Genomic DNA, 22,756 nt, shown 5'->3' on the forward strand with positions numbered 1-22,756 from the left:
CTCAGGACTGCCGTACGACGTCGGCGACCTGGGCCAGCGAGCTCACCGTGTGCCGGGCTCCGGCGGCCAGCAGGCGTTCGCGGGAACGGTCGTCGGAGGCGTACCCGATGAAGGGGAGTCCGAGGGTGCGGGCGGCGGTGGCCTCCGCCACGGTCGAGCCGATCATGACGCAACGCTCGGCGGGGACGTCGAGCTGCCGCAGCGCCCGCCGCAGACAGTCCGGGTCGGGCAGCAGCCGCGTCAGGTCGGGCGTACGGCAGTGGATCGCCTCCGCGGGCACGTCGAGGTCCTGTGTCGTCATGTACGTCGCGACGGCCGCCGACGCGGTGTCGGTGGCGACGGCCAGCCGGAGGGGACGGGCCTTCAGAAGCCGTACGAGGGCGGAGGCGCCCGGCGCGGGCCGCGCGCTGTAAACGGCCTGGCGCTCGACGCGGTCCAGCTGGTCGTGCAGGTCACGGGCGAGGGAGCCCTCGCGGGCGAAGGCGCGGAGTACGTCCATCGGGTGGACGTACTCGGCCGTGCCCCCGGCCCGCGACACCGGCCGTCCGCCCAGGGCTTCCTCGGGGTCGCGCTCCTGGACCACCAGCGACAGCAGCCGCAGCGCGGCGTCGCGGGCCTTGCCGGGGGCGTAGAGGCGGGTGAGGGTGCCGTCGAAGCCGAGGACGACGGCGTCGGCGGCGGCGAGGGTGGTGGACAGCGGGTCGGTGGAGGGCGCCGCGGGGAGCTGGCAGTACCAGGTGTCCGTGCCGGGGAGGGGCTGGAAGCGGGGATCGTTCAGCGCGTAGTGCACGGCGCGGTGGATGACGACCGTGGCGTGGTCGTCGGGCAGGGGCGTGGCGGAGGGCGGCTCCACGTCCACGGCGACGACCAAGCCGAGACGGTTGAATCTCCGTATCAGAGAGGGCAGTTCCCGCAGGATCGCGTCCAGCAGCACCCCCGCGGGCACATCGGTTCTGACGGCTGCATCCCAGCCGCGCTCGCGCGGCAGCAGCTCGAACTGGTCGGGCCCGACGCCCCCGTGGGCAAGCAGCTCGGACACCGCCCGGCTCAGCTTCGTCAGGGTGTCGGCCTGCCAGCCGGGGCGGGTCGCGAAGGCGAAGGCGATGGTCGTCGGGGCGGCGGACACCCTCCTGAGCAGGGCCTGGTGCAGGGCGTGGAGTTCCTCGCGGAGCGCGTGGGCGGCGGGGCCCGGCACACCGTACAAGGGTTCGCCGCGCCACAAGGTGAGGGCGGCCGCGGCGAGTTCGTGCCCGCGCTCCAAGTCCCCCTCTTCGTGAGCCCGCTCGACCTGGGCGACCAGGTCCCGGAAGCGGAAGACGTCGATGTCGGCGGGGCCGTGGACGGGGTCGAGCGGCAGGGCGTAGCCGTCCTTGTGCCGCACCACCGAGCCCGGGCCGAGCGCGCTGCGAAGGCGGGAGACGTACGCGTGGATGCTGTCACGGGCGGCGCGGGGCGCGGGGGTGCCCCAGATGCCGTCGATCAGGTCGTCGACGGTGACGAGGCCGCCCTCGCGGAGCAGCAGCATGCAGAGCAGGGCCTGTTCGCGGCGGGAGCCGGTGGCGACGGGGCGGTCCCCCTGGGAGACGTGGACGGGGCCGAGGAGCGCGTACTCGCGGCGGGGGTGTTCCGGCCGGGACCGGGGCAGGGACAGGAGCCGGGTGAGGCCGCGCTGCTGGTCGTGCGTGTCGTGGGACGCCAGGTCGGCGACGGCCGCCGCGAGCTCTTCCCGGAGCCAGTCGGGCAGGCCCAAGTCCCCCAAGGGCAGCGGGGGCTGGTGGGCCCCCGATGGTTGCTCCCCCATGTACATCGCGGTGGCGAGGTCCCCGAGGGCGCGCAGGTCCACCGAGCGGGCGGCCGCGTTGAACTGCTCGGCCTCGATGCCGGTCAGGACGGGGCCGTCCGGTGTGACGATCACGTTCCACGAGTGCAGGGCGCCGTGCGAGGCCCCGTGGTCGTGCAGCGCGGCCAGGGCCTCGGCGATGCGCGGGAGCAGGGCGGTCAGCTGGACGGCGGGCAGGCCGTGCGGTGATCTGCGCAGCAACGCCGGCAGGCTGCGTCCGTCGACGAACTCCCGTACCAGGTAAGGGGCGTCGTCCTCGACGCCGTAGTCCGTGACCGCTGCCAGTCCCGGGTGGCCGATCAGAGCGAGTCGCCGCGCGATCCCGCGGAAGTTCACCCGCAGCCACGGCGTCGTGCCCGGATAGCTCCGGACCACCACGGTCTCGTCCTCGTTCCGGATGTCCTCCGCCAGCCACTCGTTCGCGCCGCCCGTCTGCCGCAGCAACCGGTACCGTCCGGCGAACAGCCCGCCCGCACCGAGCCGCCGTACGCTCTCCTCGCTCACTTCCGCGAACGGCTCCGCGGCCACCCCCTCCGGTCCCGCACTCCTCCCCGCGCCCGCCCCCGGCGCGACGGCCCGCAGCACCCCCGGCGCAGCGCCCGCCCGCTCATCGATCAACCCGCCCACCTGCGCGAGCAGTTGCCGCGTCCGCCCCCGCGCGGAGCGCGGCAACGTCCCCAGGAGCACCTCCCGCACCCCCTCCCGGAAGGCGTACGCCCCGGGCTCAGCGCCCGGCACCTCGCTCAGCATTCCGCTGAGTACGACCTCCGCCAGGTGCTGCGGGCGTGGTTGGCGTGACACGGCCGCGTGGACGAGCCGCATGACCGGCAGGTGGGGCTCGCCCACGGCCAGGTGGCCGGCGAGGCGGAAGGCCTCGGGCGAGGCGGACGAACGGAAGCGGAGGACCAGCTCCTCGGGCGACAGGAGCGTGAGGTCCGCACGCGGCAGCTCGCCCTCGGCTCCGGTGGGCGCCGGGCCCAGCCAGGCGACCGTGCCCGGCACCGGCCGTCCCCCCGCGTCCGCGACCAGCGTCGCCCAGTGCGACAGCCACGCCGGGGCGACCTCGAGAACGGGCACAGGCACCGCTCCGGAAGGCGGCGCGGAACCGTCGTACGGGGCGAAGCCCAGGGCCGCCGAAGGGGCCGCCGCGTGCGGGGCGGTGAGGCGCCCCGGCGTCGCGGGCAACGCCGTCGTGGGCCAGAGGCGTTCGGGCAGCGGCTGCAGGACGGCCAGCGGCATGTGGTCGGCCCAGCGGCGCAGTGTACGGAACCAGCGGCGGCCCGCCGGGCCCGTGCGCCACTGCGGGCCCATGCAGTCGCTGACGACGAGCGTGACGGTGCGGCCGGTCGGGGGCACCTCGGCGGCGCGCGGCGGCACCGTCCCGTCGGCCGCCGCGCGGTGCAGCTCCACCGTGCGGAACAGGCCCGACTGCGCGAGCGCCGTGTGCAGTTCGCGCACCAGCGGCCGCCACACGGGCATCGTGGGCCCGTCGTCGTACACGAGCGAGAGCCGCAGCCAGCGCTCGTCCGCGGGCCGGAGCACCGGCAGCCAGGCGCGCGGATGCGCGCCGAGCGCGGCGATGCGGTGCGCGGTGGCGGCCTCGTCGAGGACGTGCCGGTCGGGCGCGGGCACGCGGCGGCCGAGGGGGCGCAGAGCGCGCTGGAGGGCGAGGGGGTGGGGGATCATCGGCGGGACGGGGACGCGGAGCGCCCTCCCGCCGGATCCGGGGAGTCCGCCGGGCCCGGCGGCGGTTCGCTCTTGGGCGCCCGAGGGCGACGGCGTGGGCAGGTGCAGCGGGACCCGGCCCGGTTCCGGCGGGTCGGGGGGCCGCGTTCGTGCGGGGTCGGCGGGGGGTTCGGCACGCGGTGCCGGAGGCGGTGGTGGTACGTCGCCGGGGGCGCCCTCGTCCGGCGCCTCGTCCCGTGTGCCGGTCGACGGCGCCGGCTGCCCGGCCGGGCCCATATGCCGTGCGAGCCACAGGAGTTCGGCCAGCTCGTCGGGGGACGGACCCGGTCCCGTCGAGGCGCCGCCCGCCCGGCCGCCCGCCGCGGCGAGCACGGCGGCGAGCCGGTCGACGGGGAGGCGCGGGAACCCGCCGGGCCGGTCGTCCGCCGGGGTGGCGCCGGGCCCGCCGTCCGATGCGGAGGCGTCAGAAGGCGGCATCGGGCCCCTGGTCCGCCGCCGTGCGGCGCGCGTCCTCGCTCAGGTACGGCATGAGCAGCCGCGCGAGGTCGTCACGGGACGACGCCTCGACACCGGCCGCGCCCGTGAGGTAGACGGCGTTGAGCAGCTGGTCGGTGGCGAGCTCGCCGCCGCTGCCGCGCTCCAGGAATCGGTCGATCAACTCACGTGCGTACGCGTCCGGTTCGCCCAGGTGGGCCCGGACGATCTCCTCCAGGTGGTCGCCGTGCGGCTGGCGCAGGCGCAGCGTGACGCAGCGGCGGAGGAAGGCGGGCGGGAACTCGCGCTCGCCGTTGCTGGTGAGCACCACGAAGGGGAACGCGCGGCAGCGCACCCGGCCCCTCACGACGGTGACCAGGTCGTCCGAGCCGTCCGCGAGCAGCGACGCCGTGGGCGTGTGCCGGGCGACGCGCACCAGCTCCGGGATCTCGTACTGGCCTTCCTCCAGGACGTTCAGGAGGTCGTTCGGCAGGTCCAGGTCGCTCTTGTCGATCTCGTCGACGAGGAGGGCGCGGGGGCGGGCATAGGGCAGGAGGGCGGTGCCGAGCGGGCCGAGGCGCAGATGGTCCTCGACGCCCGCGCGGTCGTCCGGCACCTCGGTGGCGTGGGTGCGCCCGGCCGCGTACAGGCGAGACAGCGGGTCGTACTGGTAGAGCCCGTCGTGCAGGGTGCTGCGGCTCGTGATGTTCCAGCGGAGGACCGGGCCGAGCCCGAGCTCGCGCGCGACGGCGTACGCGAGGCTGGACTTGCCGCTGCCGGGCGGGCCCGTGACGAGCAGCGGGCGGCGCAAGTACAGGGCGGCGTTGACGAGTTGCACGCACTCGTCGGTGGCGCGGTAGGTGCGGGCGCGGTGCGCGCGGTCCGGGGACGCCGCGGACTCGTCCGCGCCGGGGGCGTCCAGGACGGGGCCGCCGTCGAAGGCGCGCCACGGCGGCGGCGGGGGCAGCCGCGTGATGCCGTCGTGCGGCTCGTTCGTGCCGGTGTAGACGGGCCACAGGGACATGCGGACTCTTTCGTCGTGTCGGGCGGTCAGGCGACGGGGGAGCGCAGTGGGGCGGACGCGGTGTCCGGGAAGCAGCGCGGGTCGTCCCACAGGAGCTGTATGTCCCGCGCCCAGTGCCGGTCGGGCTCGTCGGCGGCGTCCGCGCTCTCCCGCAACGCCAGGACGTGGAGCGGGAGTTCGGAGGGCGGCAGCCGGGAGAGGTGGGCGGCGAGCTGGTCGAGGAAGGCGGAGCCGGGGCAGCGCGCCGGGGGGTTCGCGTGGGCGTCGGCGTCCTCGTGCCCGCACTCCGCGCGCGGCCACAGCAGCACCGGGGCCGGAGCGTTCAGGGACACGTCGAAGTGCGGCCGCAGCCGCGGGGACTTCGGGGACGCCGCGAACCCGGCCAGGTCCGCCTCGTCGCGGCGCAGCAGGAAGCGGAGCTGGTTCGGCTTCTCGCCGGTGCCGCACTCGACGCGGTGCACCGTCGTGGTGCCCTTGCCGCCGAGCCGCTCCCACTTGCGGGCGAGCTGGTGCCGCAGACCGCCCGCCCGGCGCGCCCGGTCGGTGACGACCAGGGGGTACGAACAGCCGAGCGGCGTCGGGTCGTCGGCGCTGCGCGCCCAGCGGGCCACGGGCTCATTGAGCCACTCGCGGGGCAGTACGAAGGCGATCAACTCCGCTGCGTCCGGGGCGAGTTGTCCGAAGGCCTCGTCGATGCGCTCCTGGACGTACGCCCGCACCTGGGCCCTGGGGAGCGTGCGAGAACCCACCGGGTGCCGGTGCCCGTCGCGGCAGGCGGACACCTCGACGAGCACCTGGTCGTCACCGGCACCGCTGCGGGCGAGTTCGACGAGGATGGGGGACCAGGGGGAGGGGGCGCGCTCGGCGCGCGCGTCCGCTGTGTGCTCTGTGGCTTCTGCGTCCTCTGTGGCTTTCGGCGCCGTTGAGGCTTCCGCTGCTTCCGCTGCTGCTGCGTCTGTCGCGTCCGGAGCGTCTCGTAAGTCGTCGGGTACGGCGAGCGCTTCAGGTACGGCGAGTGCGTCGCGTACGCCGCGTGCTTCGGGTACGCCGAGCGCCTCGGGCACGCAGACGGCGTCGGGCGCGCCGACCAACCCGGCCAGGCGCTCCGCGAACCGCTCCGCCGCCCCGGCCGCGTCCACCTCCCACAGCACGTACCAGGCCGCCGACCACAGCGAGGCGAATCCGCCGGGCGGCACCGGCGGGCCCAACGGCCCGACCGCGTCGAGGTACAGCCGCTCCGGCGCCCACGCCGGGGCCTTGCCCGCCGGGCCCGCCCGCTCGGCCTCCGCCACGAGCGCGCACAGCCGCCGCCGGGCCGCCCGCTCCCGCGCGGGACCGGGGATCAGTTCGGCGAGGCCCCGCCAGTAGCGGCCCATGACCGGTGTGGGCAGCATCCGCCCGTTGCGCACCCCGGCTGCCCGGGCCGTCGCCGAGACCATGCCGACGACGAGCCCGCTGTCGGCGAGAGCCACGGCGGCGCCGCTGAAGCCGGGCTCGAGCGGCTGCCCCTGCGCGCTCCAGGACTCCAGCTGCACCCACTCGTCGGCGATCAACTGGGCGGCGGTGGCGCGGTACTCGGCGATGGTGCCCTCGTCGTACCCGCGCGGGAAGCCGTACACGACCAGGCGCGGCCGCGGCTCCGCGTACGCGTCGTCGGGTGCCGCGAAGCCGGCCGGCGGGATGGTCACCGCCCGGTCGAGTTCGAGGACGGCGAGGTCCCCGGGGTCGTCGGCGCGGCCGTTCCAGCCGCCGTGCTCGCCGACGACGGCGGGCACCGGGCCGAGACCCCTGTGGTGCGGGAAGGAGACGGCGACGCCGGACCTGTCGCTGCCCCGCACGACGTGCGCGCAGGTCAGCACGTGCCGCTCCGACACGAGGAACCCCGCACCGGTCTCGGGCCCGCACTCCACGCGGGCGTGCCAGGACGCGCTGCTCATGAGGTGGGGGCGGGCTCCGTGGCGGCGGGGACGGGCCGTGCGGGCGCGGCGGGTGCGGGGAGCCCCGCCGGGGTGGGGTGCCCGTTGGAAGCCGCGTCCACCGCCGCGTCCGCCGCCGTGCCCACCGCAGCGTCCGCCGCCGTGTCCGCCCCGGCACTGTGCTCCGGCTGTCCCGGCTGCTCCGGTGACCACGAGAGCCGTACCAGCAGGTGCCCCTCCGCGGAGCCCTTCACCAGGACCGCTCCGGCCTCCGCCGTCATCCGTACCCCGAACTCGATCTCCACGGTGTCCGGCCGGAGGCTGCCGTCGCGGAACACGCGGAGCGCCGACTCCGCGGCCGCCCGCGCGCCGTCCAGGGACGCCTCGAAGGTGCGGGCGGCCTGCGCGGGCCCGTCGCCGCGCGAGACGAGCCGCGCTCCCGACGCGTCGACGTCGACGTCGGCGACGACCACCCGCGCGCCGTCGTCCGTCGTGAACTGCACCAGACCGTCCATAGCGCCCCCGTCGAAGCCGCGTCCTCTTGGCCGCCCATTGGCTGCCCATTGGCCGCCCACATTCTTGCCGAGACCCGGAGCTGGCGGGAAGCCGCCCTGGCAGCTTCCCGCCAGTACCGCGCAACTCCCTTGCAACACCGGCAGATCGACACTGCTCGCAGCACTCGGAAATCACCCGTACGTGGAGCCGACGAAGAGAGGCCGCCCTTGATCCCGAGACCCGTACGAGCCCGTAGACCCCGGCGAGCCGGACGCGGGCTCCTGCCCGCCGGACTCGCCCTGGCCCTGCTCCCGGCAGGACTGACCGCGACCGCAGCCACGACGACAGCCACCGCAGCCACGACGACAGCCACCGCAGCCACGACGACAGCCACCGCCGCCACGACGACCGCCGCCACCTCCTCCACCACCGCCCGCGAGGCCCAACCCGCCCCGGCCGCGGGGAAGTCCACCACCGTCACCCTCGTCACCGGCGACGAAGTCACCGTCACCCCGCTCGGCCGCGGCAAGCGCACCGTCACCGTGGAACGCCCGCAGGGCGCGAGCGGCGCCGTGCGGACCTCCGTCGCCGGCGGCCGCGTCACCGTCGTACCGGACGAGGCGCGCCCGTATCTGCGCGCGGGCGTCCTGGACGAGCGGCTGTTCGACGTGACGGAGTTGCTGCGGCAGGGCGCGGGACGCGGGGACCGGGCGAGTACGCCGCTGATCGTGACGTACGACAAGACCCGCGCCGGGCAGGACGCCCGCACCCCGCGCGGCACGGACAGGGTCCGCTCGCTGCCGAGCGTGCGCGGCGCCGCGCTCAAGGCGGAGAAGGGCACAGCCTTCTGGCGGGACATCACCGCACCCAAAGGCGCGCGCCTCGCGGACGGCATCGCGAAGGTCTGGCTCGACGGGCGCGTCGAGGCGGACATGGCCGAGAGCAACGCCCAGATCGGCACCCCCAAGGCCTGGGAGGCCGGGCTGACCGGCAAGGGCGTGAAGGTCGCCGTCCTCGACACCGGCGCCGACCTCACCCACCCCGACCTCAAGGACCGGACAGGGGAGACGAAGAGCTTCATACCGGGGCAGGAGGTCGCCGACCGCGACGGCCACGGCACGCATGTCGCCTCCACCGTCGGCGGCAGCGGTGCCGCGTCCGACGGCAAGGAGAAGGGGGTCGCGCCGGGCGCAGAGCTGGCCGTCGGCAAGGTGCTCAGCGACGAGGGCTTCGGCAGCGAGTCGCAGATCATCGCGGGCATGGAGTGGGCCGCGAAGGACGTGGACGCCGAGATCGTGTCCATGAGCCTTGGTTCGCAGGAGCCGAGCGACGGCACCGATCCGATGGCCGCCGCCGTGAACTCGCTCTCCAAGGAGACGGGAGCGCTCTTCGTCGTCGCGGCGGGCAACACCGGGGCACCCTCGTCGATCGGTTCGCCGGGCGCCGCCGACGCCGCGCTCACCGTGGGTGCCGTCGACTCCGCCGACAAGGCCGCGTACTTCACCAGCAAGGGCCCCCGCTTCGGCGACAACGCCCTCAAGCCCGACCTGTCCGCCCCCGGCGTCGACATCCTCGCCGCCCGCTCCCAACTCGCCTCCGGGCAGGGCCACTACACCTCCATGAGCGGTACGTCGATGGCGACCCCGCACATCGCGGGCGTCGCCGCGCTGCTCGCCGAGCAACACCCCGACTGGAGCGGGCAGCAGCTCAAGGACGCCCTGATGTCCAGCTCCCACCCGCTGGACGCGTCCGCGTACGAGCTCGGCGCCGGGCGCGTGGACGTGCCGTCCGCGATCGACGCGCGGGTCACCGCGACGGGCGGTGCCGACTTCGGCTTCTACCGCTGGCCGTACGGCGACAACAAGCCGGTGACGAGGACGGTGACGTACACCAACACCTCTCCCGAACCAGTGGAGTTGACTCTGGAGGCACACGGTGCGGCCGACGGCGTGGTCGCCCTCGCCGACACCAAGCTCACCATCCCCGCGCACGGCACCGCGTCGACCACCGTCACCGGCGACGGCGCGAAGGCGCCCGTCGGCGCCACCAGCGGCGCGATCGTGGCGAGCGCGGACGGCAAGGAGGTCGCGCGGACGACGTTCGGCCTGGTCAAGGAGGAGGAGCGGTACACGCTCACCGTCAAGGTCAAGGACCGCGACGGCGCCGCGAGCCCCGCAGACCTGGTAGTGCAGCCGCTGACCAAGAACACGGACGCCTATCCCGCCGCGGTCGGCCCCTCCGGCGAGCTGAAGCTGCGCCTGGCGCCCGGCTCGTACGCCCTGTCGTCCTTCCTCGACGTGCGCGGCAGCCATGGCAAGGACTCGCTCGGCCTCGGCTTCCTCGCCGCGCCGGAGGTCACGCTCGACCGCGACCGCGAAGTCACCTTGGACGCCCGCACGTTGAGGGAAGTCACGGCCGAGGTCCCGCGCAGTGCCGAGACCCGCCAGCTGGTCATGGAGTTCGACCGGACCGCGAACGGCTCCGCCTACCAGGGGGCCGTGCAGGTGCCGGTGAAGTACGACAGCGTGTTCGCGGCGCCGACGCCCGAGGTGCGTGACGGCCGCTTCGAGTACCGCACCGTGTGGCGGCTCGGCAAGCCGGTCCTGGACGTCAAGGGCGTCGGCGAGGCCGTCGCGCAGCCCGGCGGCACGATCGGCGAGGGGCGGTCCAGGCTGAAGCTGGTGGACGCGGGCGACGGTTCCCCGGCCGCGTACGAAGGGAAGGACGTCAAGGGCAAGGCGGTCGTCGTGCGCCGCACCGGCGCGGCGGGACAGCCGACGCCCGGCCAACTCGCGGACGCCGCGCAGGACGCGGGCGCGAAGGCGCTGTTCGTCACGGACGACGTGCCGGGCCGCCTGAACGCGTGGTTCGGCACGGACGACAACGCGGGTCGGCCGCTGCGGATCGCGACGGTGAACGCGGCGGACGGGGCGCGGCTGCGGGAGGACGCGCGGCGGGGCCGCTCCGTGGAGACGGTCGCGACGCCCCACACGCCGTACGTGTACGACCTGGAGGACGGGCACGCGGGCGCGATCCCGGCGCGCGACCTGACGTACGCGCCGAGCAAGCGTGAACTGGCCGTCGTCGACACGAAGTTCCACGCGCCGACGGGCCGCCGGACGGAACCGGGCGGGGAGTTCCGCTACTCCCTCACCGGCACCTTCACCATCGGCCTCGGCTTCCCGGAGCGGATCTCCTACCCGGCGCGGCGGACCGACTACGTCGCCGCGGGCAAGGGCCGCCACTGGCACGAGTCGGTGCGCTTCGGCCCCGACTCGCTGGAGCAGCGCAGCGGCCTCGTCGACTACCGCGCGGGCAAACGCACCCTGCTCGACTGGTTCCGGCCCGTCTGGCACCCCTGGCTCGGCACCGGCCTCGGCTGGGGGCAGCAGCGCAGCGGCGACAACCTGGACTTCAACGTGCCCGGCTGGGGCGACTCCGGGCCCGACCACACCGGCTTCGGCGACGTGTGGTCCGACGCGTCCATGACCCAGGTGACGTCCGTGTACGCCGACGGGGAGCTGGTCGACCGGCGCTCCGGCTCCGGCGCGTACGTCACGGGGGCCGACCCCGAGGAGCGCACCTACAAGGTCACCACCGACACCACCCTCGACCCCGGCCGCTGGCGCCTCGCCACCGAGGCCCACTCCGAGTGGACCGTCCGCTCGGCCCGCACCCCCGAGGACCGCAAGACGTTCCTGCCCATGCTGAACCTGGGCTTCGACGTCCCGACCGACCTCTCCGGGGACGTCCGTGCGGGGCAGCGTGTTTCGGTGGGGCTCTTCGCCGAGTACGTCAAGGGTGCGAGCGGCACCGGCACGATCGGCTCCGCCCGGCTTGAGGTGTCGTACGACGACGGCGCGTCGTGGTCGTCGGTCCCGCTGACGCGGGGGGCCGGTGAAGCTGCCTCCTGGCGGGGGGAGTTGCGGGTGCCGCCGCGGGGTGCGGGGGCGGTTTCGCTGCGGGCGTCGGTGGTGGACGACCGGGGCGGGTCGGTGCGGCAGGAGGTTGTGCGGGGGGTGGGGGTGCGGTAGCCCTCGCGGGGGGCGCCCCAACCGGGGGCTCTGCCCCCGGACCCCCGCTCCTCAAACGCCGGAGGGGCTGAATACTTCGCCGGTGCGGCAGGGTTTTAGCCCGTCCGGCGTTTGAGGACGAGGCCGTTCAGGCCGATACGGGGGTCCAGGGGGCGGAGCCCCCTGGTTACGGGAAGGGGCGGGACTGGGGCGCCCCCGCGAGGCCCTACGGCCTGAGTGCCCGCTTCAGGACCTTGCCCATGTCATTGCGCGGCAGCGCGTCCACGAGGTGGAGCACGCGGGGGCGCTTGTGCGGGGCGAGGCGGCTCGCGACGTGGGCGGCGAGGGTGTCGAGGGTCGGGGGAAGGGCGGCGTCGGCGGGGGTGACCCAGGCGACGACGCGTTCACCGAGGTCGGGATCCGGCTCACCCGTGACCGCGGCCTCGCGCACAGCCGGATGCTCCAGAAGAGCGTTCTCGATCTCACCGGCGCCGATCTTGTAGCCGCCGCTCTTGATGAGGTCGGTCGCCTTGCGGCCGACGATGCGTACGTAGCCGTCGGCGTCCCGCACCGCCATGTCGCCGGTGCGGAACCAGCCGCCGTCGGCGAGGGCCGCCTCCGTCGCGTCGGGGCGGTTGAGGTAGGAGGTGAAGAGGTTCGGGCCGCGTACCTGGATCTCGCCGACCGCCTCCGGGCCCGCGTCCGCCGCGATCTCGGCCTCCGCCTCGTCGACCAGGCGGAGTTCGACCCCGGGCAGCGGCACCCCGACCGTGCCCGCGCGCGGTTCGCCGTCCGCGCGGACGCTGGTGTTTATCAGGGTCTCCGTCATGCCGTACCGCTCGACGACCCGTCGTCCCGTCGCGGACGAGATCCGCTCGTGGTCGTGCACGGGCAGCGCCGCCGAGCCGGACACCAGCAGGCGCGCGCCCGCCAGCGCCTTCACCAGATCCGGCTCGTCGGGCAGCGCCTCCGCGATCCGGTGGTACATCGTCGGCACCCCGAACAGCATCGTCCCGCCCGCGGCCAGCTCGCGAGCCACGCCGTGGGTGCTGAACCTGCCCAGGTGCCGCACCGCGCCGCCGCGCCGCAGCGGGCCCAGGATACCGAGGATCAGACCGTGGACGTGGAACAGAGGGAGCGCGTGGACCAGGACGTCGTCCTCGGTCCACTGCCAGGCGTCCGCGAGGGCGTCCAGGTTCGATGCGATCGCCCGGCGGGACAGGACGGCGCCCTTGGGCGGGCCGGTGGTGCCGGAGGTGTATACGACAAGGGCGGGGGAGGAGGGGGCGAGGGGAGTGCGGGCGGGGAGCCCAGCGGCCGGGCTCACGGCACCCGTCGAGGCTCCGCCGTCCGCCGCGGCCACCGCGTCCGCCGCGGTCACCTCCACATCCACCCGCCCCACCCCCTCCAACACCCCGGGCAACCGCTCCCCGGCCCCCGCCAGCACCAGCGACGGCTCGCTGTCCGCCACGATGTGCCCCAGCTCACCCTCCCCCGACTTCGGGTTGAGCGGCACCGCGGGCACGCCGGCGACCAGCGCGGCCACCACGCCCACCGCCGTCTCCAGCGTCGGCGTCGCCCAGACGGCCACGCGGGTCGCGCCCGCCGCGGTGAGGCGGGACGCCAGCGCGCCCGCCGTCGCGGCCAGTTCCGCGTACGTGACGACGCGGTCGCCGAATCGCAGGGCGGGGGCGGGCCCGGGCTCGGTCAGGGCGGGGAAGAGGGGCTCGGAATCCACGGGTCGTACTCCTCTGTGTGTGCACGGCGACTTAATGAAAGCGTTACGCCGCTGAAGGTGCGGTGTCACAGTGATCGTTGAGGCTGAGGTGGCCGTTTGTCCCTGATTTCAGGAGTTGTTCGGTGATCAACAAGTCAACAGCCAGTAACCGACAGTCAGTAGGCCGACAGGCAGTAACAGACAGCCAGCCACAGAACAGCCAGCAACCGAACGGCCAGTAGCCAGACAGACCGTCACTGGCCGAGTCAGTTCATCCGGTCCTCCCCCCACAGTCCGAACAGGATGGGACCAACACTTGCTCACTTCGCACCTTTCACCCTCATCATCAGCTTCGCCATCCTCATCCATAGGCCGCGTCCTCGCCATAGGCGCCCCGGGCCCCGACCGCGAACAGCTCACCAGAGCCCTCGAATCCACGGGGTACGAAGTCGACCACGCCGTCCCCGGTGACATACACCCCCACATCCGCCAGGCCCCGCCGGACGCCATCGTCGCGCTCGATCACGGGCCCGGCGGGCGTCGCTGCGGGGGCGACGTCATCAGCGAGGTGCGGTCCGAACCGGCGGGGCAGGCGCTGCCGCTCGTGATGGTCGGCACCGCGGCCCGCGAGCCCGCCGCCGTCGCCGACCTGTTGCGCCGCGGCGCCGACGACTGCCTGCCCAGCGGCTGCGCGCCCGTCGAACTGTCGGCGCGCATCGCGGCCAAGCTGCACCGCGTCCCCGTACCGGTGGAGCAACTCCTCCGCGACCCCCGCACCGGGCTCTACTCCGGGCCCCATTTCATGGACGAGCTCGACCGCGAGCTGCGCCGGCCCCCGGCCGCGCGGCGCGGCGGCGTCCTCGCCGTGGTCGGGGTCGCCGAGATGCCCGCCCTGGAGAAGCGGCTCGGGCCGCGCGTGCACCGGGAGGTCGCGGAGCGGCTCGCCCAGGTCGCCGAGCGTCTTGGCAGCGTGTGCGACCGGCTCGGGTGGGACGACGACGGGCATCTGCTCGTGCTGATGCCCGGCGTCGACGAAGAGACCGCGACCCGCGGCCTCGCCTCGTTCGCCGCGTCCGTCGCGGGCACCCGCTTCGTCGTCGCGGACGAGAACGTACGCCTCACGCCCGCGATCGGCTTCACCCCGCTCGACGCGTACGAGAGTTCCGCGACGCAGGCGCAGGCGCAGATGCAGGCGCCGACCCGGACGCAGGCGCCGACGCGGGCACCCGCCCCCGGCCACGAGGAAGCCGCCCGCCGTGCCCGCGAGGCCACCGACGAGGCGCTGCGCCACCGCGATCTGCGCCCGGTGCGCTGGGAACCGTGGATGCGGGCCAGGTCGGCCGAAGGGCCCCGGCACGCCCGCGCCCGCGTCGGCCTGCACACCCTGCGGACCGCGCTCACCCCGCTCCTGTCGCCCGTGCTCATGCTGCTCCTCGGCGTGGGCGTGCCGTTCCTGCTGTACCAGCAGGCGTACGACCGGCTCGACTGGGACGTGGCCGCGTACGCCTACTGGGTCGTGGTCGCCGGGCTCGTGGCGTCGGCGCTGCTCATCGTCCTGGAGTGCTTCTTCTCGCTCGACGCCGAGCCACGTCCTGCGGCCGCCGCACAGCCGTACCCGCCCGCGAGCGCGGTCATCGCGGCCTACCTGCCGAACGAGGCGGCGACGATCGTCGACACCGTCGAGTCCTTCCTGCGCCTGGAGTACCCGGGCGAGCTGGAGATCGTCCTCGCGTACAACACCCCGCACCCGCTGCCCGTGGAGGACACCCTGCGCGAGGTGGCGCGGCGCGACCCGCGCCTGGTGCTGCTGCCCGTCGCGGGCTCCACGTCCAAGGCGCAGAACCTGAACGCCGCCGTGACGCGGGTGCGCGGCGAGTTCGTGGGCGTCTTCGACGCCGACCACCACCCGGCGCCGGACGCGTTCCGGCACGCCTGGGACTGGCTGTCCAACGGATACGACGTCGTCCAGGGGCACTGCGTGGTGCGCAACGGCGACAGCTCCTGGGTGGCGCGGATGGTCGCCGTCGAGTTCGAGGCCATCTACGCGGTCAGCCACCCGGGTCGGACCCGGCTGTACGGCTTCGGGGTGTTCGGCGGGTCCAACGGCTTCTGGCGCACGGACGTCCTCGCCCGCACCCGGATGCACGGCTCGATGCTGACCGAGGACATCGACTCCACGATGCGGGCCCTCGGCGAGGGCGCGCGCATCGCCATGGACCGCACCCTCATCTCGCGCGAGCTGGCCCCGACGATGCTGCGGCCGCTGTGGAACCAGCGCTCGCGCTGGGCGCAGGGCTGGCTCCAGGTCTCGCTGCGGCACCTGCGCACGGCCCTGCGGTCGGAGAAGTTCACGCGCCGTCAGAAGACGGGCCTGTTCGTGCTGTTGGGCTGGCGCGAGGTGCAGCCCTGGCTCACGCTGCAGATCCTGCCGGTGCTGCTGCACGCCGCGTGGCGCGCGGGCGGCGCGGACAAGCTGGACTGGGCGGTGCCGGTGTGCCTGATGGCCGCGGCGGTGACGATGTCCGCCGGGGTGGTGCAGGCCGCCTTCGCGTGGCGGCTAGCGGTGCCCGAACTGCGGCGCAAGAAAGCCTGGTTCTGGCGCTATCTCCTGGTGACCACGGTCTTCTACACGCACTTCAAGAACCTCGTGGCCCGGCAGGCGCATCTCAAGGAGGCGCTGGGCGAGCGGCAGTGGCGGGTCACCCCGCGCGCCGCCGCGGCGGACGCGGAGGCCTCATGAGTACGGCCACCGAACCCACGAACACCGAACCCACGAAGGGAACCACGCCCACCAAGGACGCCCCGCTCCCCGCGGAGCCGGTCCCCGGGCCCCGTACGCACAAGCCCGCCCGCGCCCACGCCGTCGAACTCCAGGGCTTCCGCGGCCTCGCCGCCCTCAGCACCGTCGTCTTCCACGTGTGGCAGCAGTACTACACGTACGACGCGGCCGGGGCGCACCCGCCGGTCGACAACCCGTACCTGGGCGCGCTGATCTCTCTGGAGGTCATCGACCTGTTCTTCGTGATGTCGGCGTACCTGCTCACGTTGTCGTACGCCAGGGCCGCCATCGACGGGCCGGACGGGGGCGGGGGCGGGGTGCGGTCCGGCCGCGACTTCCTCTTCCGGCGTGCCGTCCGCATCCTGCCGCTGTACTTCCTCGCGGTGCTCGTCGTCTGGTCGGTCCGCAATCCGACGCTGCCCGGCGACTGGCGCGACCTCGTCGGCCATCTCACCTTCACGCACGTCTTCGACCGGGAGCGGATCTTCTACACGCTCGGCCCCACCTGGTCGCTGTCCCTCGAAATCGCCTTCTACCTGGCCCTGGTGGCCCTCGGGCCGCTCGCGATCCGGGCCTGCCGGCGCCTGGCGACGCGGCGGGCGCGGGTGGCGCTGTGCCTGTCGGGGTGCGCCGCGCTGTTCGCGGCGCCGGTGCTGTGGATCTCGTACGCCCACTACGTCCTGGACGTGCCGTACACCGACTGGCCCGTGTACTTCGGCCCGCAGGCCCGCTTCGGCGGCTTCGCTGCGGGCATGGCGCTCGCCGTGCTGCTCGTGGCGCTGGGGGAGCGGGGGCGGGTTGACGCGCGCGTGGCGACGCCGCTGTCGCTCGCCGCGCTCGGCGGCCTGTACGCGCTGTCGTACACCGCGGACCCGGAGAACGTCCCGCACACCTACTACCACCCGCTGGCGGCGCTGCTGTGGTTCGTGCTGCTCTTCGCGACGCTGCACCCGCGCGAGCGGGACGGGCGGCGGGTGCGGTGGCACGGGCTGCTGCGGGCGCGCTGGGTGACCGGCGTCGGCCTCATCAGCTACAGCCTCTACATCTGGCACGAGCCGGTGATGCTGGAGCTGGACAAGTGGGGGCTGCTGCCGCGCGGTCAACTCGGCTTCGCCGCCGGGACGTTGATCGTCGTCGCGGTGGCTCTCGCCGCGGGGACGGCCAGCTACTGGCTGATCGAGTACCCGGCGGGGCTGCTCGGAAAGGCGCGGGACGCGCGGGGCGCGCCGCGCGAGTTCTACCCCGACGCCGACGGTGTCAGGAGGTCCGCCTGAAGGACTTCACGGCGCGTCGAACGACTTCACGGCGCGGTCGAAGTACTGCTTGCCCTCGGGGCCGTTGGCCGCGGGGGCCGAGACCCACAGGTCGTACATCTTGCCGTTCTCGTTCCAGCTCAGGTCGTAGGTGACGCGGGGGCCGCCGTCCTTGGCGGTGCCGTTCCAGGTGAAGGCCCACAGGGCGGCGGGGTTGCCGTTGTGCGTGGTGCGGGTGACCGAGCCCGCGCGGTAGCCAGGGTAGTCCGAGGGGCCGTCGCGGTGGGCCTCGCGCATCACCGACAGGGGGCCCGCGGGGTCCTGGGGCTGGGGGTGGACGCCGATGCGGAACTTCTTGCCCGGCGAGTAGTAGTAGACGCGGGGCGGTTCGGGGGAGCGGGTGAAGCCCTCGGGGAGGGTGAGGGCGAAACCGGACGGGTCGGTGACCGAGCGGTATCCGTCGGGGGTCGTGTCCTTCGTCGCGTCGGGGGACTTGGTGCCCTTCGACGGCGGCTTCTTCGTGGGCTTGTCGGTGCGCTGCGCGCCGGAGTCGGCCGTCTTCCCGGGCCTGGGGGACTTGCGGGGCTTGGCCGGGCCGTCCGGGGACTTCTTCCCGGACGGCTCCAGGTCCTTGCGGTCCGCGGCCTCCGTCGTCCTCTTGTCGTCGCGCCCGCCCGACTCGTCCCCGCCCGACGACGCCAGCCATATCCCCGCCGCCGTTCCGCCCGTCGCCACGACGGCGACCAGGGCGCCGATCAGGACGGCGGTGCGGGAGCGGGAGCGCGGGCCGCGCCGGGAGGGCGGCGGGTGCTCGGGGACGGTGCGGGCCGGGGTGGGGTCGGGGTGCGCGGTGCGGTGGTGGGTGGGGTGCGCCCCGGCGGAGGTGGCCCCGGTGGGGCTCGCGGTGGTGGCCGGTCCGCCGGCGGCCGCGGGCTCGTGCAGGGCGGCGGCCGCGGGCTCGTTCAGGGCGGTACGGAGGGCCTGTTCCGCGCCGGACGCGGTGAGGCGGTGCTCCGGGTCGCGTTCCAGCAGGCCCCGGGCCACCGGCAGCAGCGGGCCCAGCTCGTCGGGGAGCCGGATCTCGTCCAGGACCACCGCGTGCAGCACCCCGGCCACCGAGTCCCGGTGGAACGGCGATTCGCCCGCCACGGCCGCGCACAGCAGCACCCCGAGCGACCACAGGTCGGACTCCGGTCCCGACCGCCGCCCCGACATCCGCTCCGGCGCGGTGTACTCGGGCGAGCCCACGAACGCGCCGGTCTGCGTCAGCGTCGTCTGCCCCGCGACCTGCGCGATGCCGAAGTCGGAAAGCACGACACGGCCGGTGCCCGCCTCCAGGAGTACGTTGGCGGGCTTCAGGTCGCGGTGCAGCACCCCGGCCGTGTGCGCGGCCCGCAGCGCGGCGAGCAGCGCCAGGCCCACCCGGCCCGCCTCCGCGGGCGGCAGCGGACCCCCGGACGCAAGCCGGTCGGCCAGCGACCACCCGTCGACCAGCTCCATCACCAGCCAGGGCCGCGCAGACTCTTCGGGGTGCCGCACGACGTCGTGCAGCACGAGGATGCCCGGATGCTTCACCTGCGCCACCGACCGCGCCTCGCGCAGCGTCCGCTCCTGCTGCCGGTCCGCGTCGTCCGCCGTCAACGCGGCGTCCACATGCAGTTCCTTGACCGCGACGGCCCGCCCGAGCAGCTCGTCCCGGGCCCGCCACACCGTGCCCATGCCGCCCCGGCCGAGCCGCGTCTCGATGCGGTAGCGTCCGGCGACCAGTTCCCCCGTGCTTGCCATGGGCGCATCATACGAACTCCCCGGAACCGCACGGACCTTGGGCTTGCACTCACCCGTACCGGGGCTGCCGCCGGACCGGCCGCCCACGACAAAACCCCTGGCCACACCCGTCACGATCACGTTAGCCTGCGCCGAGCCCCGCCTGCCCGCGTGAGGAGAGTGCCCGTGGCCACCGCCGCAAGCCCCGCCGTCGCCCTGGTCACCTGTGCGTCCCAGCTGGCGGACGGGCGTGACCGTGATCTGCCGGAGCTGGAGCGGGCGCTCGCCGACGCCGGGGCCGGGGCGCGGACCGTCGTCTGGGACGACCCCGACGTCGAGTGGGCCGCGTACGACCTGGTCGTCATCCGCTCCACGTGGGACTACTCCTGGCGGGCCGCCGAGTACGTGGCCTGGGCCGAGCGCGTCACCGCCGTCACCCGGCTCGCCAACCCGGCCGACGTCGTCCGCTGGAACACGGACAAGCGGTATCTGGGCGAGCTCGCCGCCGCGGGCGTCCCGACGGTGCCGACGACCTACCTCGCGCCGGACCACGCCGAACTCCCCGCCCAGCGGGGCGAGTTCGTGCTGAAGCCCACCTCAGGCGCGGGCGCCCGCCTCACCGCCCGCTACGGCCCGGACGAGCACCCCACCGCCCGCGCCCACCTCGCGCGCCTGCACGCCGACGGCCTCACGGCGATGCTCCAGCCGTACATGCCGGGCATCGACGACACCGGCGAGCGCGCCCTGGTCTTCCTCGGCGGCCGCTTCCTGCACGCCATCCGGAAGGGCGCGGTCCTGGAGGCGGGCACCGCGTACGACGCGAAGAAGGTCTCGCACCCGCGCGTGCGCCCCTGGGCCCCCACGGACGCCGAACTCGACGTGGCCGCGCGGGCGCTCGCCGCGACACCCGGCGACCCGGACCTGCTCTACGCCCGCGTGGACCTGGTCGACGGCCCCGACGGGGAGCCGCGCGTCATGGAACTGGAGCTGGTCGAGCCGAACCTGTTCCTCGCCGTCCAGCCGGGCTCGCTGCCGCTGGTGGTGGAGGGGATCTTGAAGGCCGCGGTGCGCTGAGCGCCCCAAAGGGGCGCGGGGAACTGCGCGACCAGCCACAGCGGACCCGCAGACTCGACACCGCTCCTCCAGCGAAGCGCACCTCACTCCGGAAACGACACCCGCTGCAGCAGCCCCCACGTGAACTCCGCCACGCAGCGCCGCCGTTCCCCCGTCTCCTCGTCCGGCGCGGTGAACGCGAGCCGCCAGCGCGTCGGCGCCGTGCCCTCCATCGGGCGGGCGGGCGCGAAGGCGCGGGCGGCCTCGTCGACCGTGCAGGACCACGGGGTGAGGTCGGCGAGGCCGCGCAGCGCGGGGGCCGGGGCGCCGGGGGCGCGGATCAGCCACTCGTTCCACACCGCGGCGTTCGGCCCGAGCAGCACCTCGAAGCGCAGGTCGGGCCAGAGCGGCACCGGCCAGAGCAGCGCCTCGCACTCCAGGTCGCCGATCTTCCGGGGGACCGTCGCCTCGGGCTGCCCGAGGACCGAACGGTAGCGGGACACAGCCGCGCGCCCCTTGCGCGCGTGCAGCATCGCCTGCCAGCGGCGGTTGGCCTCGCGCATGTCGGCGATGGAGACGCCGAGTTCGTGCCGGGCGTCCTCGACGAGGTCCGGATTGTGGTCGGCCATCCGGCGCAGCAGGACGAGCTGGAAGTCGAGCGGCGTGAACGGGGCGGGCGGCGGGCCGGGCGGCCGGGACGAGCCGGAGCCGGGCCCGGCGGCGGAGCTAGCGGACATACGCCCCATGGTCCCGCACCGCGCGCCCGCCCGGGCGCCGCCCGTCCGGCAGGAAGAGCACCGAGTTCACATAGCGCGGGTGTCTCGGCGTCAGCGCCCGCCGCAGCAGCCCCTGCGCCACGACGTACGAGGTGGCGCGCTGGTGCGCCTCCAGGTCGAAGGAGTCCAGGGGCACCCAGGTGTGCCCCGGCAGCACCCAGCCGCGGTAGCCGTGCGCGTGGGCGAGGTGGTCGACGACCGGCGTGATGGGTTGGATGCGGTACTCCAGCTCGACGAAGAGCGCGGGGCGGTCCCGGTCGAGAAGTTCGCGGGCGCCGCGCAGGACGGGCAGTTCGTTGCCGTCCACGTCGATCTTGATGAAGTGCACGTCGAGCAGGCCGAGCCCGTCGAGCGTCAGGCACGGCACGTCCAGGGCGGTGGCGTGCACGCCGTCCCTGCGCACCAGCGAGGACACGCCCCGGTCGCCCCGGTCGTCGCACGGCAGCCACAGCCGGGCGGTGCCGTCGCGGTCGCCTGCCGCGGCCTGGATGACCCGGACGTTGGCGGGCGTGGCGGCCGCGAGCAGTCGCGCCAGGTGCGGCACCGGTTCGACGGTGACCACGCGCCGCGCGCGCCCGGCGAGCCGCCGCGACCAGGGCCCGTACCAGCCGCCGACGTCCACGGCGGTGCCGCAGCCGGCCGGGCAGAGATCGGCGAGGCGGGCCAGCTCGGGCTCGAAGCGCGGATAGACGAGGCGGGCCAGGGCGGCCACGGCCCGGGTGGGCAGCCGGGGCGCGATGCGGGCGGCGAGGGTCTTCTTGGCCGCTGCCGTCACGGCGAGATCCGCTTCAGGAGGCGCTCGTGTTCGTCCTCCGCGACCTGCTCCCCGGAGGACGGAAGCAGTTGGGGGATGCCGTCGACGATGGGGTAACGGCGGTGCAGGCGCGGGTTGTAGAGGGCCTGCTCGGGCACGGGCGGCGGGGCCGGGGCCGCGTCGACCGCCTCGACCAGGGGGGACTCCTCCGGTTCCAGGAGGACCAGCGGTCCCTTGTCCAGCGGGCAGGCGAGTATCTTCAGCAGCGGGTCGTCGGGGTTCATCAGGGCATCAACTCCTTGGGAGGCAGGGTCGGTTCGGCGGGTGCGGCGGGCGCCGGGTCGTCGTGCTTGGGCATCATCAGGAGCACCGCCACCGCGAGCACCGTCCCCATGACCCGCAGGGCGAGCCGCACCGGGTCGTCGGGCAGCGCCTCGCCGAACGCGAGCGTCCCGAGCACGGCGGTGAACAGCGACGTCACCGTCGTACACACCGGAACGATCAGCGAGGCACGGCACCGCTGGAGCGCGGCCTGCGACATGATCAGGCCGAACGCGCCGGTGAAGAGCAGGAGATAGGGGTACGGGGAGCGCAGCAGGTCGAGCAGGGCGCCGCCGAGCCCGTCCGAGGTCAGATGGCTGGACACGCCCTTGATGGCGAGGGAGCTCACGCCGTAGAGCAGGCCGACCGCGACGCCGTACTCCACGCCCGTCGTCGGCATGCGGTGGCGGCTGCGGGTGCGGCGCTCGGCCGATCCGTACAGCCACAGGCCGAGGGCGAGCGAGGGCAGGCAGACGGTGAGGACGAGGGGCGCGGGCGCGTCGCGGCCCACCGTGTCCGTGCCCTCCTTCAGGGACAGCACGACCATCAGGAGCGCCGCGAGGATCGCGCCCACCGCGAACCGCTCGCGGCCGGTCGTGCGCTCGCCGAGCAGCGCCGCCGAAAGCAGCAGGAGCAGCACCAGACCGGAGATGAAGATGCCCTGCGCCGCCGCGATCGGCAGTGTGCGGTAGACGACGAGCTGCGCGCCGAAGCCCGCCGCGAGCGCGAGCGAACCGCCGATCCACAGCGGGCTGGAGATCACCTGGCGGAGCAGCCGGGCCGGCTTGCGGACGCTGACGGACGGCATCGCGGTCAGGGCCCGCTTCTCCAGGACGAAACCGGTGCTGTAGAGCAGGTTCGCGAGCAGCGCCGCGGCCACACCCCACCACA

Annotated in this window: 15 protein-coding genes; 4 read left to right on the plus strand and 11 right to left on the minus strand. The window is 74.5% G+C overall.

The genetic code is table 11. The features are described 5' to 3' along the window. Nucleotide 1 precedes the first annotated feature (1 nt). The 4 genes from AC0KTA_RS26430 to AC0KTA_RS26445 are packed head-to-tail and all read right to left on the minus strand — an operon-like array spanning nt 2 to nt 7,455. Nucleotides 2-4,003: an SAV_2336 N-terminal domain-related protein gene (locus AC0KTA_RS26430; RefSeq protein WP_481050709.1), complete on the minus strand. Its 4,002-nt coding sequence runs from the start codon at nt 4,001-4,003 to the stop codon at nt 2-4. Continuing rightward, nucleotides 3,990-5,024: an AAA family ATPase gene (locus AC0KTA_RS26435; RefSeq protein WP_481050710.1), complete on the minus strand. Its 1,035-nt coding sequence runs from the start codon at nt 5,022-5,024 to the stop codon at nt 3,990-3,992. Before AC0KTA_RS26435 ends, AC0KTA_RS26430 begins: the two co-directional genes overlap by 14 nt. A 26-nt stretch (nt 5,025-5,050) precedes the next feature. Continuing rightward, nucleotides 5,051-6,961, minus strand: a complete 1,911-nt coding sequence (locus AC0KTA_RS26440; RefSeq protein WP_481050711.1) for a VMAP-C domain-containing protein — start codon at nt 6,959-6,961, stop codon at nt 5,051-5,053. Further along, on the minus strand, nt 6,958-7,455 hold the full coding sequence (locus AC0KTA_RS26445; protein ID WP_481050712.1) for a CU044_2847 family protein: 498 nt from the start codon (nt 7,453-7,455) through the stop codon (nt 6,958-6,960). The genes AC0KTA_RS26440 and AC0KTA_RS26445 overlap by 4 nt, the downstream gene beginning before the upstream one ends. Nucleotides 7,456-7,665: 210 nt before the next feature. Here AC0KTA_RS26445 and AC0KTA_RS26450 point away from each other — a divergent pair, with 210 nt between their 5' ends. Then, nucleotides 7,666-11,469, plus strand: coding sequence for a S8 family serine peptidase (locus tag AC0KTA_RS26450; protein ID WP_481056565.1), 3,804 nt, complete (start codon nt 7,666-7,668; stop codon nt 11,467-11,469). Between the two features lie 205 nt (nt 11,470-11,674). Here AC0KTA_RS26450 and AC0KTA_RS26455 read toward each other — a convergent pair whose 3' ends face one another. Both AC0KTA_RS26455 and AC0KTA_RS26460 read right to left on the minus strand, forming a co-directional pair. Next, nucleotides 11,675-13,186 (minus strand): acyl-CoA synthetase, encoded by a 1,512-nt coding sequence (locus AC0KTA_RS26455; protein ID WP_481050713.1) that lies wholly within the window; start codon nt 13,184-13,186, stop codon nt 11,675-11,677. Between the two features lie 340 nt (nt 13,187-13,526). After that, nucleotides 13,527-13,691: a hypothetical protein gene (locus tag AC0KTA_RS26460; protein ID WP_481050714.1), complete on the minus strand. Its 165-nt coding sequence runs from the start codon at nt 13,689-13,691 to the stop codon at nt 13,527-13,529. An 81-nt stretch (nt 13,692-13,772) separates the two neighbouring features. Here AC0KTA_RS26460 and AC0KTA_RS26465 point away from each other — a divergent pair, with 81 nt between their 5' ends. After that, on the plus strand, nt 13,773-15,905 hold the full coding sequence (locus tag AC0KTA_RS26465; protein WP_481056566.1) for a glycosyltransferase: 2,133 nt from the start codon (nt 13,773-13,775) through the stop codon (nt 15,903-15,905). Continuing rightward, nucleotides 15,902-17,218, plus strand: coding sequence for an acyltransferase family protein (locus tag AC0KTA_RS26470; RefSeq protein WP_481050715.1), 1,317 nt, complete (start codon nt 15,902-15,904; stop codon nt 17,216-17,218). Before AC0KTA_RS26465 ends, AC0KTA_RS26470 begins: the two co-directional genes overlap by 4 nt. Before the next feature lie 6 nt (nt 17,219-17,224). On the opposite strand, the gene AC0KTA_RS26475 is transcribed toward AC0KTA_RS26470, so the two are convergent. Continuing rightward, nucleotides 17,225-18,982, minus strand: a complete 1,758-nt coding sequence (locus AC0KTA_RS26475) for a serine/threonine-protein kinase (RefSeq protein WP_481050716.1) — start codon at nt 18,980-18,982, stop codon at nt 17,225-17,227. 165 nt (nt 18,983-19,147) lie between these two features. On the opposite strand from AC0KTA_RS26475, the gene AC0KTA_RS26480 reads away from it, so the two are divergent. After that, complete coding sequence (locus tag AC0KTA_RS26480) at nt 19,148-20,035, plus strand: ATP-grasp domain-containing protein (RefSeq protein WP_481050717.1); 888 nt, start codon at nt 19,148-19,150, stop codon at nt 20,033-20,035. 83 nt (nt 20,036-20,118) lie between these two features. On the opposite strand, the gene AC0KTA_RS26485 is transcribed toward AC0KTA_RS26480, so the two are convergent. The 4 genes from AC0KTA_RS26485 to AC0KTA_RS26500 are packed head-to-tail and all read right to left on the minus strand — an operon-like array spanning nt 20,119 to nt 22,745. Then, the gene (locus AC0KTA_RS26485) at nt 20,119-20,751 is read right to left on the minus strand and encodes a hypothetical protein (RefSeq protein ID WP_481050718.1); all 633 of its coding nucleotides are present in this window, start codon (nt 20,749-20,751) and stop codon (nt 20,119-20,121) included. After that, on the minus strand, nt 20,741-21,565 hold the full coding sequence (locus AC0KTA_RS26490; protein WP_481050719.1) for an FkbM family methyltransferase: 825 nt from the start codon (nt 21,563-21,565) through the stop codon (nt 20,741-20,743). The genes AC0KTA_RS26485 and AC0KTA_RS26490 overlap by 11 nt, the downstream gene beginning before the upstream one ends. Next, complete coding sequence (locus AC0KTA_RS26495) at nt 21,562-21,828, minus strand: Trm112 family protein (protein WP_481050720.1); 267 nt, start codon at nt 21,826-21,828, stop codon at nt 21,562-21,564. The genes AC0KTA_RS26490 and AC0KTA_RS26495 overlap by 4 nt, the downstream gene beginning before the upstream one ends. Continuing rightward, nucleotides 21,828-22,745, minus strand: a complete 918-nt coding sequence (locus AC0KTA_RS26500) for a hypothetical protein (protein WP_481056567.1) — start codon at nt 22,743-22,745, stop codon at nt 21,828-21,830. The genes AC0KTA_RS26495 and AC0KTA_RS26500 overlap by 1 nt, the downstream gene beginning before the upstream one ends. Nucleotides 22,746-22,756 lie beyond the last annotated feature (11 nt).

The organism is Streptomyces sp. Y309 (assembly GCF_056712025.1).

Coding starts and splice junctions, on each gene's coding strand:
- AC0KTA_RS26435 (WP_481050710.1), bottom strand. CDS start 5,024: ATGTCCCTGTGGCCCGTCTACACCGGCACGAACGAGCCGCACGACGGC.
- AC0KTA_RS26430 (WP_481050709.1), bottom strand. CDS start 4,003: ATGCCGCCTTCTGACGCCTCCGCATCGGACGGCGGGCCCGGCGCCACC.
- AC0KTA_RS26445 (WP_481050712.1), bottom strand. CDS start 7,455: ATGGACGGTCTGGTGCAGTTCACGACGGACGACGGCGCGCGGGTGGTC.
- AC0KTA_RS26485 (WP_481050718.1), bottom strand. CDS start 20,751: ATGTCCGCTAGCTCCGCCGCCGGGCCCGGCTCCGGCTCGTCCCGGCCG.
- AC0KTA_RS26495 (WP_481050720.1), bottom strand. CDS start 21,828: ATGAACCCCGACGACCCGCTGCTGAAGATACTCGCCTGCCCGCTGGAC.
- AC0KTA_RS26440 (WP_481050711.1), bottom strand. CDS start 6,961: ATGAGCAGCGCGTCCTGGCACGCCCGCGTGGAGTGCGGGCCCGAGACC.
- AC0KTA_RS26470 (WP_481050715.1), top strand. CDS start 15,902: ATGAGTACGGCCACCGAACCCACGAACACCGAACCCACGAAGGGAACC.
- AC0KTA_RS26465 (WP_481056566.1), top strand. CDS start 13,773: ATGGTCGGCACCGCGGCCCGCGAGCCCGCCGCCGTCGCCGACCTGTTG.
- AC0KTA_RS26475 (WP_481050716.1), bottom strand. CDS start 18,982: ATGGCAAGCACGGGGGAACTGGTCGCCGGACGCTACCGCATCGAGACG.